This window comes from Chromobacterium sp. HL1 (assembly GCF_057418835.1).
This window is the reverse complement of the sequence record NZ_CP162399.1, coordinates 4,796,382-4,816,558: the sequence shown is the minus strand read 5'-3', so window position 1 is coordinate 4,816,558 and position 20,177 is coordinate 4,796,382. Positions and strand designations below refer to the sequence as shown.

17 protein-coding genes are annotated in these 20,177 nt (G+C 65.7%); 13 read left to right on the top strand and 4 right to left on the bottom strand.

What is annotated here, in order from left to right:
- The first annotated feature begins 371 nt into the window (after positions 1–371).
- The 5 genes from rarD (at position 372) to AB1Z25_RS22075 (ending at position 4,914) form a co-directional block, all read left to right on the top strand.
- Positions 372–1,286, top strand: a complete 915-nt coding sequence (gene rarD / locus AB1Z25_RS22095; protein ID WP_107801307.1) for an EamA family transporter RarD — start codon at positions 372–374, stop codon at positions 1,284–1,286.
- Between the two features lie 301 nt (positions 1,287–1,587).
- Positions 1,588–1,863 carry a hypothetical protein gene (locus AB1Z25_RS22090; protein ID WP_081547485.1) on the top strand — a complete coding sequence of 92 codons (276 nt, stop codon included), beginning with the start codon at positions 1,588–1,590 and terminating at the stop codon, positions 1,861–1,863.
- A 304-nt stretch (positions 1,864–2,167) separates the two neighbouring features.
- Positions 2,168–2,359: a hypothetical protein gene (locus tag AB1Z25_RS22085; protein WP_158274392.1), complete on the top strand. Its 192-nt coding sequence runs from the start codon at positions 2,168–2,170 to the stop codon at positions 2,357–2,359.
- Positions 2,353–2,916 carry a GNAT family N-acetyltransferase gene (locus AB1Z25_RS22080; RefSeq protein WP_158274391.1) on the top strand — a complete coding sequence of 188 codons (564 nt, stop codon included), beginning with the start codon at positions 2,353–2,355 and terminating at the stop codon, positions 2,914–2,916. Before AB1Z25_RS22085 ends, AB1Z25_RS22080 begins: the two co-directional genes overlap by 7 nt.
- 123 nt (positions 2,917–3,039) lie before the next feature.
- On the top strand, positions 3,040–4,914 hold the full coding sequence (locus AB1Z25_RS22075; RefSeq protein ID WP_486636173.1) for a M3 family metallopeptidase: 1,875 nt from the start codon (positions 3,040–3,042) through the stop codon (positions 4,912–4,914).
- Between the two features lie 212 nt (positions 4,915–5,126).
- On the opposite strand, the gene AB1Z25_RS22070 is transcribed toward AB1Z25_RS22075, so the two are convergent.
- The 3 genes from AB1Z25_RS22070 to AB1Z25_RS22060 form a co-directional block, all read right to left on the bottom strand.
- Positions 5,127–5,687, bottom strand: a complete 561-nt coding sequence (locus AB1Z25_RS22070) for a hypothetical protein (protein WP_227105857.1) — start codon at positions 5,685–5,687, stop codon at positions 5,127–5,129.
- A gap of 67 nt (positions 5,688–5,754) precedes the next feature.
- Positions 5,755–6,624: a D-hexose-6-phosphate mutarotase gene (locus AB1Z25_RS22065; RefSeq protein ID WP_486636172.1), complete on the bottom strand. Its 870-nt coding sequence runs from the start codon at positions 6,622–6,624 to the stop codon at positions 5,755–5,757.
- Positions 6,625–6,659: 35 nt separating this feature from the next.
- Positions 6,660–7,076, bottom strand: a complete 417-nt coding sequence (locus AB1Z25_RS22060) for an Mpo1 family 2-hydroxy fatty acid dioxygenase (protein ID WP_107801302.1) — start codon at positions 7,074–7,076, stop codon at positions 6,660–6,662.
- A gap of 155 nt (positions 7,077–7,231) precedes the next feature.
- Here AB1Z25_RS22060 and hutC point away from each other — a divergent pair, with 155 nt between their 5' ends.
- The 6 genes from hutC (at position 7,232) to hutH (ending at position 15,716) form a co-directional block, all read left to right on the top strand.
- The gene (hutC, locus tag AB1Z25_RS22055) at positions 7,232–7,948 is read left to right on the top strand and encodes a histidine utilization transcriptional repressor HutC (protein WP_199225959.1); all 717 of its coding nucleotides are present in this window, start codon (positions 7,232–7,234) and stop codon (positions 7,946–7,948) included.
- 254 nt (positions 7,949–8,202) lie between these two features.
- On the top strand, positions 8,203–9,450 hold the full coding sequence (hutI, locus tag AB1Z25_RS22050; protein WP_253314740.1) for an imidazolonepropionase: 1,248 nt from the start codon (positions 8,203–8,205) through the stop codon (positions 9,448–9,450).
- Positions 9,451–9,465: 15 nt separating this feature from the next.
- The gene (hutG, locus tag AB1Z25_RS22045) at positions 9,466–10,389 is read left to right on the top strand and encodes a formimidoylglutamase (protein WP_227105852.1); all 924 of its coding nucleotides are present in this window, start codon (positions 9,466–9,468) and stop codon (positions 10,387–10,389) included.
- 75 nt (positions 10,390–10,464) lie between these two features.
- Positions 10,465–12,138: a urocanate hydratase gene (gene hutU / locus AB1Z25_RS22040; RefSeq protein ID WP_107801300.1), complete on the top strand. Its 1,674-nt coding sequence runs from the start codon at positions 10,465–10,467 to the stop codon at positions 12,136–12,138.
- A 521-nt stretch (positions 12,139–12,659) separates the two neighbouring features.
- On the top strand, positions 12,660–14,045 hold the full coding sequence (locus AB1Z25_RS22035) for an amino acid permease (protein ID WP_107801299.1): 1,386 nt from the start codon (positions 12,660–12,662) through the stop codon (positions 14,043–14,045).
- 141 nt (positions 14,046–14,186) lie between these two features.
- Complete coding sequence (gene hutH, locus AB1Z25_RS22030) at positions 14,187–15,716, top strand: histidine ammonia-lyase (protein ID WP_107801298.1); 1,530 nt, start codon at positions 14,187–14,189, stop codon at positions 15,714–15,716.
- A 61-nt stretch (positions 15,717–15,777) separates the two neighbouring features.
- Here the strand turns inward: hutH and AB1Z25_RS22025 are convergent, their stop codons facing one another.
- A complete protein-coding gene (locus AB1Z25_RS22025; protein ID WP_107801297.1) occupies positions 15,778–16,533 on the bottom strand; it encodes a BPSS1780 family membrane protein in 756 nt (251 codons plus the stop codon).
- 429 nt (positions 16,534–16,962) lie between these two features.
- Between AB1Z25_RS22025 and tkt the strand changes: the two genes are divergently transcribed.
- Together tkt and gap are read left to right on the top strand one after the other, a co-directional pair.
- Positions 16,963–18,948, top strand: coding sequence for a transketolase (gene tkt / locus AB1Z25_RS22020; RefSeq protein WP_486636171.1), 1,986 nt, complete (start codon positions 16,963–16,965; stop codon positions 18,946–18,948).
- 130 nt (positions 18,949–19,078) lie between these two features.
- Positions 19,079–20,089 (top strand): type I glyceraldehyde-3-phosphate dehydrogenase, encoded by a 1,011-nt coding sequence (gene gap / locus AB1Z25_RS22015; RefSeq protein ID WP_048408492.1) that lies wholly within the window; start codon positions 19,079–19,081, stop codon positions 20,087–20,089.
- Positions 20,090–20,177: the final 88 nt, after the last annotated feature.

Sequence of the window (20,177 nt, the reverse complement as noted above, 5' to 3'; positions counted from 1 at the left end):
GCCCGCCGCATGTGTGCGGTCTGTGCGGCGCCGACGGCTTCTCCTTTGCTGTCAGCGGTTGAGCTCCATCTTCCAGCCGGTGTTTTTTTGATCGCCGGCATGTTCTGCATGTCGGCGCGGTCCCTGGTCCGGGGCTGGTTTCTAGAGTCTTTTCTCTATTTGATCGGACTATAAGTTACGTTTACGTCAACGTCAAAGAGATTGACTGAATTGGACGGCGACTGCGGCGATTGTGCCAGCGCAGCATGTTTGCCATCCGGAAAGTCATTGTTTTAAATATTGAACAATCTGTTGATTGAATAGCGGTTTTTCCGCTGAGGCAATTTGGTTAAGCTGTCATCCTGACCCCCTCCCTTGCTGTGTGAAATCCCATGAGTTCAGTTTCTTCTACCCCCGAAAGCGGCCGCGGCGTCGTTTTCACCGTTGCCGCCTTCATCTGTTGGGGTCTGTTTCCTCTGTACTGGAAGCCGCTGCACGATGTCCCGGCTTTGCAAATTCTGTGCCACCGCATTGTCTGGTCTGCGGTGTTCGTCGCGGCGGTGCTGACCGCGCGCAATCATTGGGGCTGGCTGCCGGCCGCGGTGCGAGAGCCGCGAAAGCTGGGCATCTTCGGCCTGTCTTCCCTGCTGCTGTCGCTGAACTGGCTGATCTATATCTGGGCGGTGAACGCCGGCCACGTGGTGGAGGGCAGCCTGGGCTATTTCATCAATCCGCTGTTCAATGTGTTGTTGGGCCGGATCTTTCTGTCCGAGCGCTTGAGCGGGCTGCAGAACGCCGCCTTGCTGCTGGCGGCGGCCGGCGTGGCCTGGATCACTTACAGCGCCGGCGCCTTGCCGTGGATCGCGCTGTCGCTGGCGGCCACCTTCGGCTTGTACGGCCTGCTGCGCAAGAAGGCGCCCTTGGCCTCGCTGGAGGGCCTGGCTTTGGAAACCTTCCTGATGACGCCGCTGGCGGCGCTGGCCCTGGTCTGGTTCGAATGGCAGGGGCAGGGCGCTTTCGGCCATGGCTCCGCCGCGCAGACCGGTTTGCTGATAGGCGCCGGCGTGGTGACCGCGGTGCCCTTGCTGCTGTTCGCCGCCGGCGCGCGCCGGCTCAAGCTGGCGACGGTGGGAGTGATCCAGTACATCGGCCCCAGCATCCAGCTGGCGCTGGGCGTGCTCTTGTTCGGAGAGGCGTTCGACAGCGGCCGCGCGCTGGGTTTCGGCCTGATCTGGGCGGCGCTGCTGCTGTACTCCGCCGCCGGTCTGCTGCAGATGTGGCAGGGGCGACGCGCCGCCGCGACCTGAGTTTTCCGCGTTTGGAGCAGCCCGCGTTTCGCAAGAAACGCGGGCTGTTTTCATTAGGAGAGTCTGCTATAAACCACTCAATGGGCCGTCGCCGAGTGTTTCCGGCGTCGGCCCATTGCCGAGCCGAATCCGGCCCGCGCCAGCCGTTCAAAAGCACCGAGCGCGGTTGCACCGCGCCGCCCATGCATCATTGCAATGCGTTGCCGCCCCTGATTGCCCCAAAAACAAGCATTCGCTCCGAGCCGCCCTCGTGCCGCCGGCGGCGGAGTGACATGGTCAATATTTTGCAAGGAGGCGCGTCATGGCGCTCTATCTGGTTAGCGTGGTTTTCTTCGGTTCGGATCTTCTGATCCGCTTGGCCCTGCGCGCGCGTTCCCGCGCCTGGGTGGGCGCGGCGCTGGCGGCAGGCCTGTTGCTGGCGTGCTTGCTGTATCCGATGTTGAGCGATTGGGCGCTGCCCTATATGCCGGACGAACACGGCATGCAGCTCTACGCGGCGATGGTGGGCCTGCAATTGGGCCTGACCGACGCGGCCATTTCCACCAGCCTGGCCCGTTATCTCGGCTGGTGGCGCTGAGCGCCTGCGCCATGCCCGCCGGGCGCGGCGCGCCCCTTCGTACCGCTCCTACGCTTTTCTCGGCGGCGTTCGCCTGTCTCGTTCCCGCTCGCGAGGAGCGTAAACGGATTTAGCGGCTACGGCTTCTCTCCATCCATGCCATAGGTATGTTTCGCTCAGATTATGCTTGACGCCATGCCATCCCGGTAGCAGACTGCGCAGCGTCGCTCGGCCCCACAAGCCGGACGACGCATGCCGGACGCCTTCCCGCTCCCCGCGGGCCAGCCGTCCATGATCTTTATCGTTCTTTACAGGTTACGCCATCATGGCATTGTTCTTTATTCCCCTGTCGCGGCACTTGCTGCGCGACATTCTCGGCGACGACCACGCGGCGTTGACCGATAAAGCATGGCTGAGAAGCCAGACTCAACACCAGGATCAACAAGAGCGACACCGTCGCCAGGAGCTGGAACAGCGCATTCACCGGCTGCGGCTGGAGAAGGGCGGCTTATGCTGAGCCCCTTGCTCTACAGCCGGCGTCTGATGCTGCGCGATTTCCGCCCGGACGACCACGCCGCCTACGCGATGGCGCGCAGCGGCCGCGAGTTCGCCCGTCATTACCCGCCGGAAGAACTCACGCCTGCGCGCAGCGGGCAGTTATTGCTGCGCTTTCTGGAGCAGCAGCGCGACGCTCCCCGCCGCGGCTGGCAGCTGGCCATCGTGCGCGTCGAAGACAAGGCGCTGCTCGGTTCGGTCGGCCTGCGCGGCCTGGGACGCGGCGGCGAAGCCGGCTTCGGCATCGAACTGGCGGAATCGGCCTGGGGCCAGGGCTACGCGCTGGAGGCGGCGCGGATGATGCTGGACTTCGGCTACCGCCAATTGGGCTGGCACCGGATCTGGGCCGATTGCGCGCCCGGCAACATCGCCATGCTGCAATTGGCGCGGCGTTTGGGTTTCGTGGTGCAGCCGCTGGGCGCTGAGCCGAGGCTGAGCCTGCTCTTGTCCGCGGTGCCGCCGCCCTTCGCCGGCCCGCGGCGGGAAGTCCTGCAATGGGCGGCGGAAGCGCGCGGCTAGCTTGGGCGCGGCCCGCGCTTGACCGGCGGAGGACGCTCGCGCACACTTAATGCAAACTTCATAAACAGACTGTTCCGGCCCGCCACAAGCGGCCGACGGACAGCGCAAAGGAGAGTGAGCAAGATGACAGCGATTGCCGAACTGCGCGCGGGCTTCGACCAGCTCAACCGCGATTACCTGGCGGTGCATAAGACCAAGGAAGACCTGTTCTGGGACACCTATATGGCGGTTTCCGACGACCACGACGGTTTCGCCCGCGCGGAAGCGGCCTACAAGGCCTTCATCTCCAGCCCGGAGCGGTTGACGGCGGTGCGCGCGGCGCTGGAGGGCTTGCAGGCGCAGCCGGCCGGCGCGGAGCGCGACGCCCTGCTGCACGGTTATCGGGGATGGTTGGCCTTGTTCGAGAGCAATATCGTCGACAGCGAGGCGGCGCAGGAGCAGATGCGCCGGCTGATCGAGATGGAGGCCGCGTTGTTCGCCAAGCGCCGCGATCTCGCGCTCAGCCACGTCAACGAGCGCGGCGAGCGCGAAGAGGCGACGCTGACCATGTTGAGCATCAATATGACCACCAACCCGGACGCCGCCGCGCGCAAGAGCTCGCACGACGCCTTGCTCGATCTCGAGCGCTGGGTGTTGGACAACGGCTTTCTCGACATCGTCAAACAGCGCAACGCGCTGGCGCGCAGCCTGGGCAGCGCCGATTATTTCGAGCACAAGGTGCGCAAGAACGAGCAGATGACGCCGGAGGCGCTGTTCGCCGTTCTCGACGATTTCGAGGCGCGCACCCGCGAGGCCAATCAGCAAGCGCTGCGGCGTCTGGCCGACGACAAGGGCGAGGACGCGCTGCTGCCGCACAATCTGCGTTTTCACATGAGCGGCGACGTCACCCGGCAGATGGACCCCTATCTGCCGTTCTCCAAGGCGGTGGAGCGCTGGGTGCTGAGTTTCCGCCGGCTGGGCGTGCAATACCGGCAAGCCACGATGCAGCTGGACCTGGTGGAGCGCAAGGGCAAGTATCAGAACGGTTTCTGCCACGGGCCGGTGCCCAGCTTTTACGACGGCGACCGCTGGGTGCCGGGCCGGATCAATTTCACCGCCGACGCCACGCCGGATCAGGTGGGCAGCGGCGCGCGCGCGATCAACACCCTGTTCCACGAAGGCGGCCACGCCGCGCACTTCGCCAATGTGATCCAGAACGCGCCGTGCTTCTCCCAGGAGTTCGCGCCCACTTCGATGGCTTACGCCGAAACCCAGAGCATGTTCTGCGACAGCCTGCTGAACGACGCCGACTGGCTGAAGCGCTACGCGCGCAACGCCGCGGGGGAGGCGATGCCGGACGCCTTGATCCGCGCGCGCATCGAAGCGGTCCAGCCCTTCTTCGCCTTCTCCGAGCGCTCCATCGCCGTGGTCGCCTACTTCGAGCGCGAGTTGTACCGCTTGCCGGAGGCGGAACTGAAGCCGGAGACGGTGCTGGCGCTGGCGCGTCGTTGCGAGCGCGAGATTCTGGGCGTGGAATGCGGTCCGCGGCCGCTGCTGGCGATTCCGCATTTGCTGAATCAGGAATCGGCGGCGTCCTATCACGGCTATCTGCTGGCGCATATGGCGGTGTATCAGACTCGCGCTCACTTCTTGCGCGAATACGGCTATCTGACCGACAACCCGGCGATCGGCCCGCTGCTGGCCGAGCATTACTGGGCGCCGGGCAACAGCCTCAGCCACGACGCCACCTTGCTGAGCCTGACCGGCGAGCATTTCAACGCCCTTTATCTGGCCGAGGCCTGCAAGCGCAGCGCGGCCGAGGCCTGGCAAGAAGCGGAGCGGCAGATCGCGGCGGCGGCGGAGCGCGTATACGCGCAGGATTATCCGCAGCGGCTGGACGCGACGATACGGCTGGTGCACGGCGCCGAGCTGATCGCCGACAACGAGGCCGGGGAGGCGGAAATGTGCCGCCGTTTCGAGACTTGGGTCAGAGAGCGCTACCCGGCCGCGGCGCACTGAGAAGCTGTTCATAATCTGCTGCGCGTCGCGGAGTGTTACACGGTGAGTACAAGCTCAACATGCTCATGTACCACGTGCACATTCCGCTTTCTCAGACGCTCGCCTTAGCTCGCGAGATCGTAAACACGTTCTGAGGCCGCGCATGACAACGGCAGCCCAAGGGCTGCCGTTTTCTTTGTCCTCGCTCAGAAGCCGAAGCGGCGCTATAGACTTCAGGCCTGGCGGTAGATCAGCCGGCCTTCAAACAGCAGCTCGCTTGAATCCAGCCGGGCGTCGCCGCTGGGCGGCGCGGCGCGTTCGAACACGAAGCGCTGGCCCTGATATTCGATCCAGGCGTTGATGGGCTCGCCCTGAAAACGGCCCAGCACTTCTTCCGAGCGGGTGACGAAGGCGTTGTCGGGCAGCACGAAACCTTGCTGCGGCGTTTCCGACGGGCTTGCCTCCAGCGTCCAGTTTTCGTCGCCGGGCGGCTGCGGATCGTTGCGGGTGGCCATGTGCAGCCACATGCGGAAGGCCCAATGCGGCAGCAGCACGCGGTGCACGCGCTTGTCGTCCGTGATCACGCAACGCACCGGGAAACCGGCGCCGCAGGACGGGCAGCGCGCCTGGGCCGCGAGGAAGATCTTGTCCTGCTGTTTGCTGGCGATGCCTTCCATATGCTCCGAGCCCACCATCGCGCGGCAGCTGGGGCAGTGTTTGCCGAAGCGGCGCACGCTGTTGCCGTTGGCAAAGGAAATCGGCAGGAAACGGGAAATCTTGTCGGGTCTGGCCATCGCTAGGGGTTCCGGAACTGAAAAACGCGGTCCGCCGGGCTGTGCGCCGCGGCGGCATCGGCCCTCATTATACCCCGGCCTCGCCGTGGAAGGGTTCCAGCGTCAAGCGGCAGGCCAGGCGGTGGCTGGCGCCGGGGGCGAGCAGTCGGACATCGTCGCCGGCGTTGGCGGTTTCCACGCAGACGAAATCAAGCCAGGCGGCGTCCGGCAAGTCGCCCAGCAAGGCGGTTTTCTCCGCCGCCGGATTCCACACCACCACGCTGCCGGCGCCTTCCGCTGTGACGCGAATGCAACGCCGCCAGACCGGGTCGCGCAGCAAGGCGGGGCGCTCGCTGTAAACAATGCTGTCCACCTCGGCCCGGAAGCGGAATTCGCCGTCCGGCCAGCGGCTTTCGCGGCCGGCCACCTTGTCGTGACAGCGCTCGCCGTCCAGGCCGGACAAGGCGGCTTGGCGCGCGTCGCCCACCGCCAGATAACTGTGCAGCGCGGCGCCGAGGCGTTGCGGGCGGTCGCCGCGGTTGCGGGTGGTCAGCGCCGCTTCCACCGCCGCGCCCAGCCGGTATTCCATTTCCGCCGTCAGGCCGTCGCATTCCGGGCCGGAGAGTTTCACGTGGAACGCGCCGGCGTCCTCGCGGACCTCGTCCAGGCGCCAGGCTTGCGTGCGCGCCACGCCGTGGGCCGGCAGGCTCGCGTCGTCGGGGTGCGGGCCGAACCAGGGCCAGCACAGCGGCACGCCGCCGCGTATGGCCTTGCCCGGCTGGTAGCGCGCCTGCGGCGACAAATACAGCAAGGGTTGCTGGCCGGCGGCGCGGAAGCTGAGCAACTGGCCGCCCAGCAAGGAGATTTCCGCGTGAAAATCCGCCGCGGAGATGACGAGGATATCGACGCCGGGCGCGCGGCTGGACAGCGCGGCGGCGGGAGGCAGGGCGACGGACATACGGAGCTTCCGGGCAAAAAACCGATGATAGCGCGCTACAGCCAGCGGCGCAGCGTCCACAGCGGGCCGATCAGCAGGAATTGCAGGTCGCGCAGAAAGGAGGGCTTTTTGCCCTCGATCGCGTGGCCGACGAACTGGCCGATCCAGGCGACGACGAACAGCCCCAGAGAGAGCAGCGCCAGCGGCAGGCCGGCGCGGGACGCCGCCTCCAGAAGCAAGAGCATGGGCAGGCACATCGCCGCCATCGCCAGCGCGGGCGCGCGGCCCAGCCGCCAATAGAAGGCCAGGCCGGCCGCCGCCGCCAGCCAGGCGAGGTTCAGCGGCGAGGGCACGCTGGAGAGCAGGCCCAAGAGCGCGAACACGATGGCGGGCACGCAGATTTTATGAATGCGGATATTGACGGGATGGCGGTGACTGAGATCATACTCTTGCAACCATTGCTCAAGCGTCATGTCAGGCCTCGCAAACGGGCGACGGGCTTCCATCTTGGCGCAGACCAGCGGCGGCGGCAATGCCCGCGGCCGGTTTTGTCTGCGCTGGATCAGGGGCTTGCGCGCCGCCTTGGGCTACAATCCTTTTGCCAACCGTTAATGTCTGGGTTCCCAAGGTGTCATCCACAGCACAACCGCGTTATCTGCGCATCAAGGAATACATCCTTGAAGGCATTCGTTCCCGCCAGTTTCTGCCAGGCGGCAAGATTCCGCCCGAGCTGGAGTTGGCGCGTCAGTTCCAGGTATCGCGCATGACCGTCAACAAGGCGGTGCGGGATCTGGCCGAGGCCGGCATCCTGCTGCGCTTCGCCGGCGACGGCACGTATGTGGCGGAGCGCAAGGCGGAGTCACCGCTGCTGGACATCAACAACATCTCCGAAGAAATCGAGGCGCGCGGTCATCGCCACAGCGCCGACGTCTACGAACTCAAGGCCGTGCAGGCCACCGAAGACGTGGCGCTGCGCCTGGGCGTGAAGGAGGGCAGCACGGTGTTCCGCTCGCTCATCGTCCACCGCGAGGACGATGTGGCCATCCAGCTGGAAGACCGCTACGTCAATCCCGCTTTCGCGCCGGATTATCTGGAGCAGGACTTCAGCAGCCGCACGCCCAACGACTACCTGATGAAGAACTGCCCGCTGACCGACATCGAGCACAGCGTGGAGGCGGTGCTGCCCAGCGCGGCCGAGCAGGCGATGCTGGACATGAGGGCGCAGGAGCCCTGCCTGTTGGTTTTGCGCCGCACTTGGTCGCACAAGAAGCTGGTCAGCTTCGCGCGGCTGACGCATCCGGGCTCGCGCTACAAATTGCGTTCGCAAACCCGGGTCAAGCGCTGAGCGGCGGCGGGGATGCTGCGCCGCAGCTTGCCGCGCTTGTTCGAACGCAATATTGTATATACAAATAGAGGCTGAATTTTCCAGTCGCCTCAAGCCGCCGCCGGGCGGCTTTTTTGTTGCCATGCAACATCAAGTGATTGGACTATAAGTAAAATCTGCCAATTCGGCCTGTTTACAAAAATCACCGCTTCAAACTTGACAGGCTGTTTGGATAGGATTAATTGTATATACAAATAACCCGCAGCGAGCCCACCATGAGTCAAGCCGAAACGGATCGCCGCAGCCTGTGGATCAACGCCAGGCTGGCGACCATGGACCCTAGCCGCCCGGCGCCTTACGGCGCGCTGGACGGCCACGCGCTATTGCTGGAAGCCGGCCGCATCGTCGCGCTGCCGGCGGCCGCGGACGTGGACCCCGCCGGCTTCGACGGCGCGGTGATCGACGCCAAGGGCGCCTGGATCACGCCCGGCTTCATCGACTGCCACACTCACCTGGTTTACGGCGGCAACCGCGCCGCCGAATGGGAAAAGCGCCTCAACGGCGTGCCTTATCAGCAGATCGCCGCCGAGGGCGGCGGCATCGTCTCCACCGTGCGCGCCACCCGGGCGCTGGACGAAGCCGGCCTGGCCGCCGCCGCCAAGCCGCGCTTGCGCGCCTTGATGGCCGAGGGCGTGACCACGGTGGAGATCAAGTCCGGCTACGGCCTGAGCCTGGAGGACGAACTCAAGCAGTTGCGCGCGGCGCGGCGCCTGCGGGACGAGCTGCCGGTGGAAGTGTCCGCCACCTTGCTGGCCGCCCACGCGCTGCCGCCGGAGTACGCCGGCCGGCCCGACGCCTACATCGACCACATCGTGGACGCCATCCTGCCGGCCGCCGCGCGCGCCGGCCTGGCCGAGGCGGTGGACGCTTTCTGCGAGAGCGTGGGCTTCTCGCCGGCGCAGACCCGCCGCGTGTTCGAAGCGGCGCGCGCGCACGGCCTCAAGGTCAAGGGCCATGTCGAGCAGCTGTCCAATCTGCACGGCGCCGAACTGGTGGCCGAGTTCGGCGGCTGGTCCGCCGATCACGTCGAATACCTGGACGCCGCCGGCGTGGCCGCGCTGAAGGCCGCCGGCACCGTGGCGGTGCTGCTGCCGGGCGCGTTCTACTTCCTGCGTGAAACCCAAAAGCCGCCGGTGGAGCTGCTGCGCGCCGCCGGCGTGCCGATGGCGGTGTCCACCGATCTCAACCCCGGCACCAGCCCGTTCGCCTCCATCCGGCTGGCGATGAACCAGGCCTGCGTGCTGTTCGGCCTGACGCCGGAAGAAGCGTTGGCCGGCGTCACCCGCCACGCGGCGCAAGCCCTGGGCCGCGGCGCCAGCCACGGCCGGCTGGCCGCCGGCCATGTCGCCGACTTGCTGGTGTGGGACATCGATTCGCCGGCCGAGATCGTTTACGGCCTGGGCGACAATCCTTTGCGTCAGCGCGTGTTCCGCGGCGTGGCGCAGCATATGAAAGGCTGTTGAAGCATGAGCGTGGACATGAGTGTTTGGAGCGGCCGGGTCGACGCCGGCGAGGGCGATCTGGCGCGGCGCTGGCATCAGCTGGCGCGTCCCTACGCCGCCGGGCTGGAGCCGGGCGTCGGCATCGTCGGTTTCTCCTGCGACGAGGGCGTGCGCCGCAATCAGGGCCGCGTCGGCGCCGCCGCCGGCCCGACGGCGATCCGCAAGGCGCTGGCCAATCTGGCCTGGCATCAGGCCTTGCCCTTGTGCGACGCCGGCGACGTGGCCTGCGCCGACGGCGACCTGGACGCCGCGCAGGCGCGCTTGGGCGAACAGGTGCGCCGGCTGCGCGCCGACGGCCACTTTCCGCTGGTGCTGGGCGGCGGCCACGAAACCGCCTACGGCACCTGGCGCGGACTGGCGGCCGCGCATCCGGACAAGGTGATAGGCATCGTCAATTTCGACGCCCATTTCGACATCCGCGAAGCGGCCGAAGCCACCTCCGGCACCCCGTTCGCCCAGATCGCCGCCGACTGCGCGCAGGCCGGCCGGCCCTTCCATTATCTGTGCCTGGGCGTGGCCGAGCCGTCCAACACCCAGGCCTTGTTCGCCCGCGCCCGCGCGCTCGGCGTCAAGTGGACGCTGGACAGCGATATGACGCTGGACACCTTGTCCACGGTGCGCAGCGCGATGATGGCCTTCGTCGATCAGGTGGACATCGTCTACCTGACCATAGATCTGGATGTATTGCCCGCCAGCGTGATGCCGGCGGTTTCCGCCCCCGCCGCCATGGGGGTGGCGCTGCCCGTGGTCGAGGCCCTGGTCCGGCGTCTGGCCGAAAGCGGCAAATTGGCGGCCGCCGACCTGGTGGAACTGAACCCGGCCTTCGACATCGACAGCCACGGCGCCAAAACCGCCGCCCGGCTGGCGTGGAGCATAGGCCGGCATCTGAAACAGCCCTGAACCCGTTGATAGCGATAGCGTCATTCCCCGCCCGCCGGGCCACAACCGGCGGCGGGCCTACAAAGGAGAATACCGATGTCCGACCCGCGTTTTGATCCGACCCGCCACATCCGCGCGCCGCGCGGCAGCGAATTGACTTGCAAGAGCTGGCTGACCGAGGCCGCCTACCGCATGATCCAGAACAATCTGGACGCGGAAGTGGCCGAGCACCCGCAAAGCCTGGTGGTGTACGGCGGCATCGGCCGCGCCGCCCGCGATTGGAAGTGCTACGACACCATCCTGGACGTGCTCAAGCGTCTGGAGGACGACGAAACCCTGCTGGTGCAGTCCGGCAAGCCGGTGGGCGTGTTCAAGACCCACGCCGACGCGCCGCGCGTCTTGATCGCCAACTCCAATCTGGTGCCGCACTGGGCCAACTGGGAGCACTTCAACGAGCTGGATAAGAAGGGCCTGATGATGTACGGCCAGATGACGGCCGGCTCCTGGATCTACATCGGCTCGCAAGGCATTGTGCAGGGGACTTACGAAACCTTCTTCGCCGTCGCCAATCAGCATTTTGACGGCAAGCCGCAAGGCCGCTGGATCCTGACCGGCGGTCTGGGCGGCATGGGCGGCGCCCAGCCGCTGGCCGCCACCATGGCCGGCTTCAGCATGATCGCCGTCGAATGCGACGAGACCCGCATCGATTTCCGCCTGAAAACCCGCTATGTGGACCGCAAGGCCAAGACCCTGGACGAGGCGCTGGCCATCATCGACGAGGCCAAGCACAGCGGCAAGGCGGTGTCGGTGGGCTTGCTGGGCAACGCCGCCGACGTGTTCGCGGAGCTGGTGGCGCGCGGCATCACCCCGGACGTGGTCACCGACCAGACCTCGGCCCACGATCCGGTGCACGGCTATCTGCCGCAGGGCTGGACCGTGGAGCAATGGCGCGCCAAGCAGAAGACCTCCGGCGCCGAAATCACCGCCGCCGCCAAGAAATCGATGGCGGCGCAGGTGCGCGCGATGCTGACTTTGCAAGAACGCGGCGCCGCCACGCTGGACTACGGCAACAACATCCGCCAGATGGCGCTGGAAGAGGGCGTGGCCAACGCCTTCGACTTCCCCGGCTTCGTGCCCGCCTATGTGCGTCCGCTGTTCTGCGAGGGCATCGGCCCCTTCCGTTGGGTAGCGCTGTCCGGCGATCCGGAAGACATCTACAAGACCGACCAGAAGGTCAAGGAGCTGATCCCGGACGATCCGCATCTGCATAACTGGCTGGACATGGCCAAGGAGCGCATCAGCTTCCAGGGCTTGCCGGCGCGCATCTGCTGGGTCGGCCTGCAAGACCGCGCCCGTCTGGGCCTGGCCTTCAACGAGATGGTCAAGAACGGCGAATTGAAAGCGCCCATCGTGATCGGCCGCGACCATCTGGATTCCGGCTCGGTGGCCTCGCCCAACCGCGAGACCGAAAGCATGAAGGACGGCTCCGACGCCGTGTCGGACTGGCCGCTGCTGAACGCCTTGCTCAACACCGCCGGCGGCGCCACCTGGGTGTCGCTGCATCATGGCGGCGGCGTGGGCATGGGCTTCTCCCAGCATTCCGGCGTGGTCATCGTCTGCGACGGCAGCGACGCCGCGGCCAAGCGCGTGGGCCGCGTGCTGCGCAACGATCCGGGCACCGGGGTGATGCGTCACGCCGACGCCGGCTACGAGATCGCCGAGCACTGCGCGCGCGAGCAAGGGCTGGACCTGCCGATGTTGAAGCGCTGAGAACCTGTTTACGATCAGCTGCGCGTCGGCAGGATAGATGGAAAAGGGCGTTGAAAGCCGTTTCAGAATGCTCATGTACCATATGACCATTCCGTGTCTTCAGCCGCAACGCCTTGTCCCGCTCTAGCGCGCAAGATCGTAAACCTGTTCTGAATGTAGGAACGCCGCCGCGCTCACGCCGGCGGCGGCTGGCGGCATCCGGGAGGGCCCGGATCCGCGGTCCCGCACGACAAGCTTGTACAAATAAGCGGCGGGGCTGGCAATCGTCTTGCAAAGGAAAAAAACGGTCATGTTGTTCTTGCCCGTCCACTGAGACGCACCGGCGCGTTCGCGCCCGCAGTCCGCATTGCTTCGTCATGACCGGTCGCTCTTTCCGCGTCTTGGTCTTGTGATCCGCCCACGCTGGCTCTACAGTTTGCCGGCGCTGGGTTGCTCAACGAAACATGCCGGGCCGCGGGATGCGGCGTAGCGGGCGCATCCGCGTTCGGTCGGCAAGCGCAGCCATGCCCAGGAGGAGAGAGATGCAAACACAAACACTGACGCGCGGCCTGTCCGCCCGTCACATCCGTTTCATGGCGCTGGGGTCGGCCATCGGCACCGGCTTGTTCTACGGTTCGGCGGCGGCGATACAGATGGCCGGTCCGGCGGTATTGCTGGCCTATTTGATCGGCGGCGCCGCCGTTTACATGGTGATGCGCGCGCTGGGCGAAATGGCGGTGCACAATCCGGTGGCCGGTTCCTTCGGCCATTACGCCACCAGCTACCTGGGCCCCTTGGCCGGGGTGATCACCGGCTGGACCTACGCTTTCGAGATGATCATCGTCTGCCTGGCCGACGTGACCGCCTTCGGCATCTATATGAGTTTGTGGTTTCCGGAAGTGGACCGCTGGGTCTGGGTGCTGAGCATTATCTTTTTCATCGGTGCCTTGAACCTGTGCAGCGTCAAGGTGTTCGGCGAGATGGAGTTCTGGCTGTCCATCGTCAAGGTGGGGGCCATTATCGCGATGATCATAGGCGGCGTGGCCATCATCCTGTTCGGCTTCGGCAGCGCCGAGGCCAGCGGCCTGCATAATTTATGGTCGCACGGAGGCTTCATGCCCAATGGCTGGGGCGGGGTGATCGCCTCGCTGGCGGTGGTGATGTTCGCCTTCGGCGGCATCGAGATCATCGGCATTTCCGCCGGCGAGGCGCAGGACCCGCAGCGCACCATCCCGCGCGCGATCAACGCGGTGCCGGTGCGCATCCTGTTGTTCTACGTGCTGACGCTGACCGTGCTGATGTCCATCTTCCCGTGGCCGAAGATCGGCAGCCAGGGCAGCCCCTTCGTGCAGATTTTCGAAAGCCTGGGCATTCCCGCCGCCGCCCACATTCTGAACGCGGTGGTGATCTCGGCGGCGATTTCGGCGATCAACAGCGACATCTTCGGCGCCGGCCGCATGTTGTACGGCATGGCGCGTCAGGGCCAGGCGCCGCAAAGCTTCGCCAAGCTGTCGGCCAACGGCGTGCCGTGGATGACGGTGCTGGTGATGGCCGCCGCCTTGCTGCTCGGCGTGGTGCTCAACTACCTGATGCCCAAGGACGTGTTCCTGCTGATCGCCTCCATCGCCACCTTCGCCACGGTGTGGGTATGGCTGATGATTCTGCTGTCTCAGGTGGCGATGCGTCGCCAGATGAGCAAGGAGCAGGCGGCGGAGCTGAAATTCCCGGTGCCGTTCTGGCCGTACGCGCCGCTGGCGGCGATAGGGTTCATGCTGTTCGTGATCGGCGTGCTCGGTTACTTCGAGGATACCCGCTCCGCGCTGCTGGTGGGCGCCGCTTGGGTGGCGCTGGTGGTGGCCGGCCACTTCCTGTGGAGCCGGGTGCTGGCGCCCGGCGCGGAGGCGGAGGCTCGGCGCGACGCCGCCTAAAGGCGCGGCGCAAGGTTTTCTGTCCGGCGGGCGCGGGCTCGCCGGAACATTCAAGCCGCTTGTCGGCAGGGCGCGATAACACAAGACCAGCGCTCACCGCGGCAAGCGGCGCTGCAAACGCTTTAGAAGGAGAATCTCAAGATGGTATTGAACATCGTTCCCGGCACGCTCAGCCTGGCCGAGCTGCGCCGCGTTTCACGTGAAACCGATCTGCAACTGCATCTGGACCCGTCCAGCCACGCCGGCATCGACGCCTCCGCCGCCACCGTGGCGCGGGTGCTGTCCGAAGGCCGCACCGCCTACGGCATCAACACCGGTTTCGGCCTGTTGGCCAATACCCGCATCGCGCCGGAAGAGCTGGAGCTGTTGCAGCGCTCCATCGTACTGTCGCACGCCGCCGGCATCGGCGCGCCGATGGACGAATCCACGGTGCGCCTGGTGATGGCCTTGAAGATCAACTCGCTGGCGCGCGGTTTTTCCGGCATCCGCCGGCTGGTGATCGAGGCGCTGATCACCCTGTTCAACCAGCGCATCTACCCGGTGATCCCGCAGAAGGGCTCGGTGGGCGCGTCCGGCGATCTGGCGCCGCTGTCGCATATGAGCGCGGTGCTGATCGGCGAGGGCGAAGCCTTCGTCAACGGCACCCGCGTGCCGGGCGCGGTGGCGATGCGCTCCGCCGGCCTGGAACCCATCACTCTGGCGCCCAAGGAAGGCCTGGCCTTGCTGAACGGCACTCAGGCGTCCACCGCCTTCGCGCTGGAAGGCCTGTTCGCCGCGGAAGACCTGTACGCCTCGGCTTCGGTGGCCGGCGCGCTGTCGGTGGAAGCCGCGCTGGGCAGCCGCACCCCGTTCGACGAGCGCATCCACGCGGTGCGCGGCCACGCCGGCCAGATCGACGCCGCCCGCATCTACCGCGATCTGCTGGAGCATAGCGAGATCGAGGGCTCGCACGAGAACTGCGGCAAGGTGCAAGACCCGTATTCGCTGCGCTGTCAGCCGCAAGTGATGGGCGCCTGCCTGACCCAGATCCGCCAGGCCGCCGCGGTGCTGACGGTGGAGGCCAACTCGGTGTCCGACAACCCGCTGGTGTTCGCCGCCGACAACGACATCCTGTCCGGCGGCAATTTCCACGCCGAGCCGGTGGCCTTCGCCGCCGACAACCTGGCCTTGGCCCTGGCCGAAATCGGCTCGCTGTCCGAGCGCCGGATGGCGCTGCTGATCGACAGCAATCTGTCCAAGCTGCCGCCCTTCCTGGTCAACAACGGCGGGGTCAACTCCGGCTTCATGATCGCCCAGGTCACCGGCGCGGCCCTGGCTTCGGAAAACAAATCGCTGGCGCACCCGGCCTCGGTGGACAGCCTGCCCACCTCGGCCAACCAGGAAGACCACGTGTCCATGGCCACTTTCGCCGGCCGTCGTCTGCGCGACATGGCCGGCAACACCGCCGGCATCCTGGCGGTGGAATTGCTGGCCGCCTGCCAGGGCGTGGACTTCCGCGCGCCGCACAAAACCTCGGCCAAGCTGGAAGCGGCCAAGGCCGAGTTGCGCGAACAGGTGAGCTTCTACGACAAGGACCGCTACTTCGCGCCGGACATCGAGAAAGCCGCCGCGTTGGTGGCCAGCGGCTCTTACAACCGCTTCGTCGAAGCCGGCCTGCTGCCCTCGCTGTAAGCGCCGCCGCAGCCGCAAAAAAAAGCCCGCCTGACGGCGGGCTTTTCTTATTCAACGGCCTTTAGAACACCACCGGCTCGTCCGGACGCGCCGGCACCGCGGATTGGCCGAAGATATCCTTCCAGCCGGTGTAGGCGGTCACGTACAGCACCGGGAACCAGAGCAAGAGGCCCAGACCCAGCGGAATCATCGCGATGAAGGCCAGTACCGCCAGCATCAGGCCGCTGACCAGCACCGCGCCCCAGTTGGCGAGGCCGGCTTGCAAGCTGGTGCGGATCGCTTGCCACGGGCCGGCCTGGTTCAGCGTCACCAGCGCCGGCGCGAACCAGTAAGCCAGGCTGACCAGGAAGATGGCCACTCCGCCGATGAAGGCGAACAGCGCGATGGGGCCGGCGATCACCGGGATCGCGTTGGGATCGCTCTTGGCCACGCTCACGCCCATCGCGCCCATCAACAGGCCCAGCACCACGCCGATGACGATCAGGATGGCCAGGTAGAGCATGCCCACATTGATCAGCGGCCGCAGCGCGGTCTTGAAACCGGCGAACAGATCGCCCAGTTCCAGCTCCGAGCCCTGCTCGCATTTCTTCGCCGCCAGGATGAAGCCGGCGGCGAACACCGGCGCCAGGAAGAAGGACAGCGGGCCGCCCAGCAAGGGGATCATGTTGACGATGAAATTGATCACCAGATAGGCCAGCGCCAGCAGGACCCAGGTCAGCGGCTGCTGGCGGACGATGTAAAAGGCCTCCACGATCCAGCGCCAGCCGCGTCCGAAAGCGACTTTGCGCGGAGCGGGTAGGGCATCGAATGATTGCATCGAAATCTCCAAAAAGGTTGTGGCGATCGAGCCGGCGGCGCTTGGCCGCGTCGGCCGGTTCGTTTTTTTTCGCGGCTAAAGACAGAGCCAGACTGACAGCGATTTGCGTCGCGGGTTTCCCTGCCGGCGCGTCCGTCGCGCATTCTGCCCATTCGTCATCGGCGGAACCCGGCGCGGAGTCGCTCGCAGGCTTTTGATTCAAAATGCATTTTATGCCGGCCTGGGCATTATCTTGCAAAACGGCCGCATCCGGCTATTTTTCATGCCCCTTCATGCCGCAGCGGTATTCCGCGCGGCGGGGCGGTTGCCGCCAATGGTGAAAATCGGCGATAATTCCATGATTTTGCGACGGTTGGTCCATGCCGGAGGCATGTTCGGATGGCGCGGCCGTCGTCCCGGTTTCCACACAAGTCTTGAGGTTTTCCCGAAATGGTCACCCGTACCGAGCTTGCCAACGCCATCCGTTTCCTGTCCATGGATGCCGTTGAAAAAGCCAAATCCGGTCACCCCGGCGCCCCGATGGGGATGGCAGACATCGCGGAAGTATTGTGGCGCGATCACCTGAAACACAACCCGGCCAATCCCAACTGGCCAGACCGCGACCGCTTCGTGCTGTCCAACGGTCACGGTTCCATGTTGATCTACAGCCTGTTGCACCTCACCGGTTACGACCTCTCCATCGAAGACCTCAAGCAGTTCCGTCAGCTTCACTCCAAGACTCCCGGCCATCCCGAATACGGCTACGCTCCCGGCATTGAAACCACCACCGGCCCGCTGGGCCAGGGCATCACCAACGCGGTGGGCATGGCGCTGGCCGAGAAAATGCTGGCGTCGCAGTTCAACCGCGACGGCCATCAGATCGTAGACCATCACACTTACGCCTTCCTGGGCGACGGTTGCCTGATGGAGGGCATCAGCCACGAAGCGTGCTCGCTGGCCGGCACCTGGGGGCTCAACAAGCTGATCGCCTTCTGGGACGACAACGGCATCTCCATCGACGGTCATGTGGAAGGCTGGTTCACCGACGACACCCCGGCCCGCTTCGAAGCCTACGGCTGGCAGGTGATCAAGAACGTCAACGGCCACGATCCGGTGGAAGTGGCCACCGCCATCGCCACCGCGCAAAAGGAAAGCGCGCGTCCGACGCTGATCTGCTGCAAGACCACCATCGGTTTTGGCGCGCCCACCAAGCAAGGCAGCCACGATTGCCACGGCGCGCCGCTGGGCGCGGCCGAAATCGCCGCCGCGCGCGAAGGCCTGAACTGGCCGCACGCGCCGTTCGAGATCCCGGCCGAGATCTACGCCGAGTGGAGCGCGCGCGACAAGGGCGCGCTGGCCGAGATCGAATGGAACAAGCGCTTCGACGCCTACCGCGCGGCCTTCCCGGAACTGGCCGCCGAATTCAGCCGCCGCATGCAGGGCGAGCTGCCGTCCGGCTGGGAAGAGACCAAGGCCGCCGCGCTGGCCAAGATCGCCGACGCCGCCCAGACCGTGGCCACCCGCAAGGCCAGCCAGATCGCGCTGGAAGCGCTGTCGCCGGCGCTGCCGGAATTCGTCGGCGGTTCCGCCGACCTGACCGGCTCCAACCTGACCAACTGGTCCGGCTCCAAGTGGATTGACCGCGACGGCCAGGGCAACTACATCAGCTACGGCGTGCGCGAGTTCGGCATGGCCGCCATCATGAACGGCATGACCCTGCACGGCGGCCTGCGTCCGTACGGCGGCACCTTCCTGATGTTCAGCGAATACGCGCGCAACGCCTTGCGCATGGCTTCGCTGATGAAGATCAACCCGATCTTCGTGTTCACCCACGATTCCATCGGCCTGGGCGAAGACGGCCCCACCCACCAGCCGGTGGAGCAAGTGGCCACGCTGCGCTACATCCCCAACCACCACACCTGGCGTCCGTGCGACACCGCCGAAACCGCGGCGGCCTGGGCGCACGCCGTCGAGCAGAAGACCACGCCGAGCAGCATGGTGCTGAGCCGCCAGAACCTGCCCTTCGTCGCCCGCGACGCGGCGCAGCTGGCCGCCATCCAGAAGGGCGGCTATGTGCTGCGCGACGCCGCCGGCGCCCGCGCGGTGCTGATCGCCACCGGTTCCGAAGTGGAACTGGCGCTGAAGGCGCAGGAGGCGCTGGCGGCGGAAGGCGTCGCCGTGCGCGTGGTGTCCATGCCGTGCACCAATGTGTTCGACCGTCAGGACAAGGCCTGGCGCGACAGCGTGCTGCCGGCGGGCCTGCCGCGGCTGGCGATCGAAGCCGGCCACCCGGACTTCTGGCGCAAATACGTGGGCCTGGACGGCGATGTGGTCGGCATCGACCACTTCGGCGAATCCGCCCCGGCCCCGCAGCTGTTCCAGGCCTTCGGCTTCACCGTCGACAATGTAGTGGCCAAGACCAAAGCGCTGCTGTGATGTAAAGACAGGCCATTGCGAAAGCAATGGCCTTTTGTTCGCCGTTTCATGTAGTGGACGCACTACACAACACGCGGAGCGCCGGCCGGGAAACCGGGCGCTCCGGATCGTCCCCAGGAGATTTAGAAGCATGACTATCCGCATCGCCATCAATGGTTACGGCCGCATCGGCCGCCAGGTACTGCGCGCCATCTACGAAAACCAGCTGCATGACGATTTCAAAGTAGTGGCCGTCAACGCCACCGGCGATCTCAACATCAATGCCCACCTGACCAAGTTCGACACCGTGCACGGCCGTTTCCCCGGCGAGGTCGAGCAGGACGACGCCCACCTGATCCTGAACGGCGACAAAATCCCGTTCTTCAGCACCCGCAACCCGGCGGAACTGCCGTGGAAAGCGCTGGACGTGGATCTGGTGCTGGAATGCACCGGCGCCTTCACCAGCAAGGAAAAATGCCAGGCCCACCTGGACGCCGGCGCCAAGAAGGTGCTGATTTCCGCGCCGGGCGGCGACGATGTCGACGCCACCATCGTTTACGGCGTCAATCACGACGTGCTGAAGCCGGAAATGACCGTGGTGTCCAACGCCAGCTGCACCACCAACTGCCTGGCCCCGGTGGCCAAGGCGCTGCACCAGGCCATCGGCATCAAGAAAGGCTTGATGACCACCATTCACGCCTTCACCAACGACCAGGTGCTGACCGACGTCAAGCACAAGGACCTGCGCCGCGCCCGCTCCGCCACCGACAATATGATTCCGACCAAGACCGGCGCGGCCAAGGCTGTGGGCCTGGTGCTGCCGGAGCTGAAGGGCAAGCTGGACGGTTTCTCGGTGCGCGTGCCCACCATCAACGTGTCGCTGGTGGACCTGACGTTCAGCGCCGCGCGCGACACCACCAAGGACGAGGTCAACGACATCCTGAAGGAAGCGTCCAACGGCGCGATGAAGGGCATCCTGGGCTACAACACCCTGCCGCTGGTGTCCGGCGACTTCAACCACACCGAGGAAGCCTCCACCTTCGACTCCACGCTGACCAAGGTGACCGGCGGCAATATGGTGAAAGTGCTGGCCTGGTACGACAATGAATGGGGTTTCAGCTGCCAGATGCTGCGCACCGCGCGCGCGATGTTCGCTTGCTGACGACGAAGTGATCCAGGAAATCCGGGCCGGCATGCGTTGCCGGCCCGGATTTTTTGCGTCCGCTAGCGCGGGCGCTACATCCACCGGC

What these genes read in the sequence shown, in the direction of transcription:
- rarD (WP_107801307.1), top strand. Translation starts at nt 372, where the DNA reads ATGAGTTCAGTTTCTTCTACCCCCGAAAGCGGCCGCGGCGTCGTTTTC.
- AB1Z25_RS22090 (WP_081547485.1), top strand. Translation starts at nt 1,588, where the DNA reads ATGGCGCTCTATCTGGTTAGCGTGGTTTTCTTCGGTTCGGATCTTCTG.
- AB1Z25_RS22085 (WP_158274392.1), top strand. Translation starts at nt 2,168, where the DNA reads ATGGCATTGTTCTTTATTCCCCTGTCGCGGCACTTGCTGCGCGACATT.
- AB1Z25_RS22080 (WP_158274391.1), top strand. Translation starts at nt 2,353, where the DNA reads ATGCTGAGCCCCTTGCTCTACAGCCGGCGTCTGATGCTGCGCGATTTC.
- AB1Z25_RS22075 (WP_486636173.1), top strand. Translation starts at nt 3,040, where the DNA reads ATGACAGCGATTGCCGAACTGCGCGCGGGCTTCGACCAGCTCAACCGC.
- AB1Z25_RS22070 (WP_227105857.1), bottom strand. Translation starts at nt 5,687, where the DNA reads ATGGCCAGACCCGACAAGATTTCCCGTTTCCTGCCGATTTCCTTTGCC.
- AB1Z25_RS22065 (WP_486636172.1), bottom strand. Translation starts at nt 6,624, where the DNA reads ATGTCCGTCGCCCTGCCTCCCGCCGCCGCGCTGTCCAGCCGCGCGCCC.
- AB1Z25_RS22060 (WP_107801302.1), bottom strand. Translation starts at nt 7,076, where the DNA reads ATGACGCTTGAGCAATGGTTGCAAGAGTATGATCTCAGTCACCGCCAT.
- hutI (WP_253314740.1), top strand. Translation starts at nt 8,203, where the DNA reads ATGAGTCAAGCCGAAACGGATCGCCGCAGCCTGTGGATCAACGCCAGG.
- hutG (WP_227105852.1), top strand. Translation starts at nt 9,466, where the DNA reads ATGAGTGTTTGGAGCGGCCGGGTCGACGCCGGCGAGGGCGATCTGGCG.
- hutU (WP_107801300.1), top strand. Translation starts at nt 10,465, where the DNA reads ATGTCCGACCCGCGTTTTGATCCGACCCGCCACATCCGCGCGCCGCGC.
- AB1Z25_RS22035 (WP_107801299.1), top strand. Translation starts at nt 12,660, where the DNA reads ATGCAAACACAAACACTGACGCGCGGCCTGTCCGCCCGTCACATCCGT.
- hutH (WP_107801298.1), top strand. Translation starts at nt 14,187, where the DNA reads ATGGTATTGAACATCGTTCCCGGCACGCTCAGCCTGGCCGAGCTGCGC.
- AB1Z25_RS22025 (WP_107801297.1), bottom strand. Translation starts at nt 16,533, where the DNA reads ATGCAATCATTCGATGCCCTACCCGCTCCGCGCAAAGTCGCTTTCGGA.
- tkt (WP_486636171.1), top strand. Translation starts at nt 16,963, where the DNA reads ATGGTCACCCGTACCGAGCTTGCCAACGCCATCCGTTTCCTGTCCATG.
- gap (WP_048408492.1), top strand. Translation starts at nt 19,079, where the DNA reads ATGACTATCCGCATCGCCATCAATGGTTACGGCCGCATCGGCCGCCAG.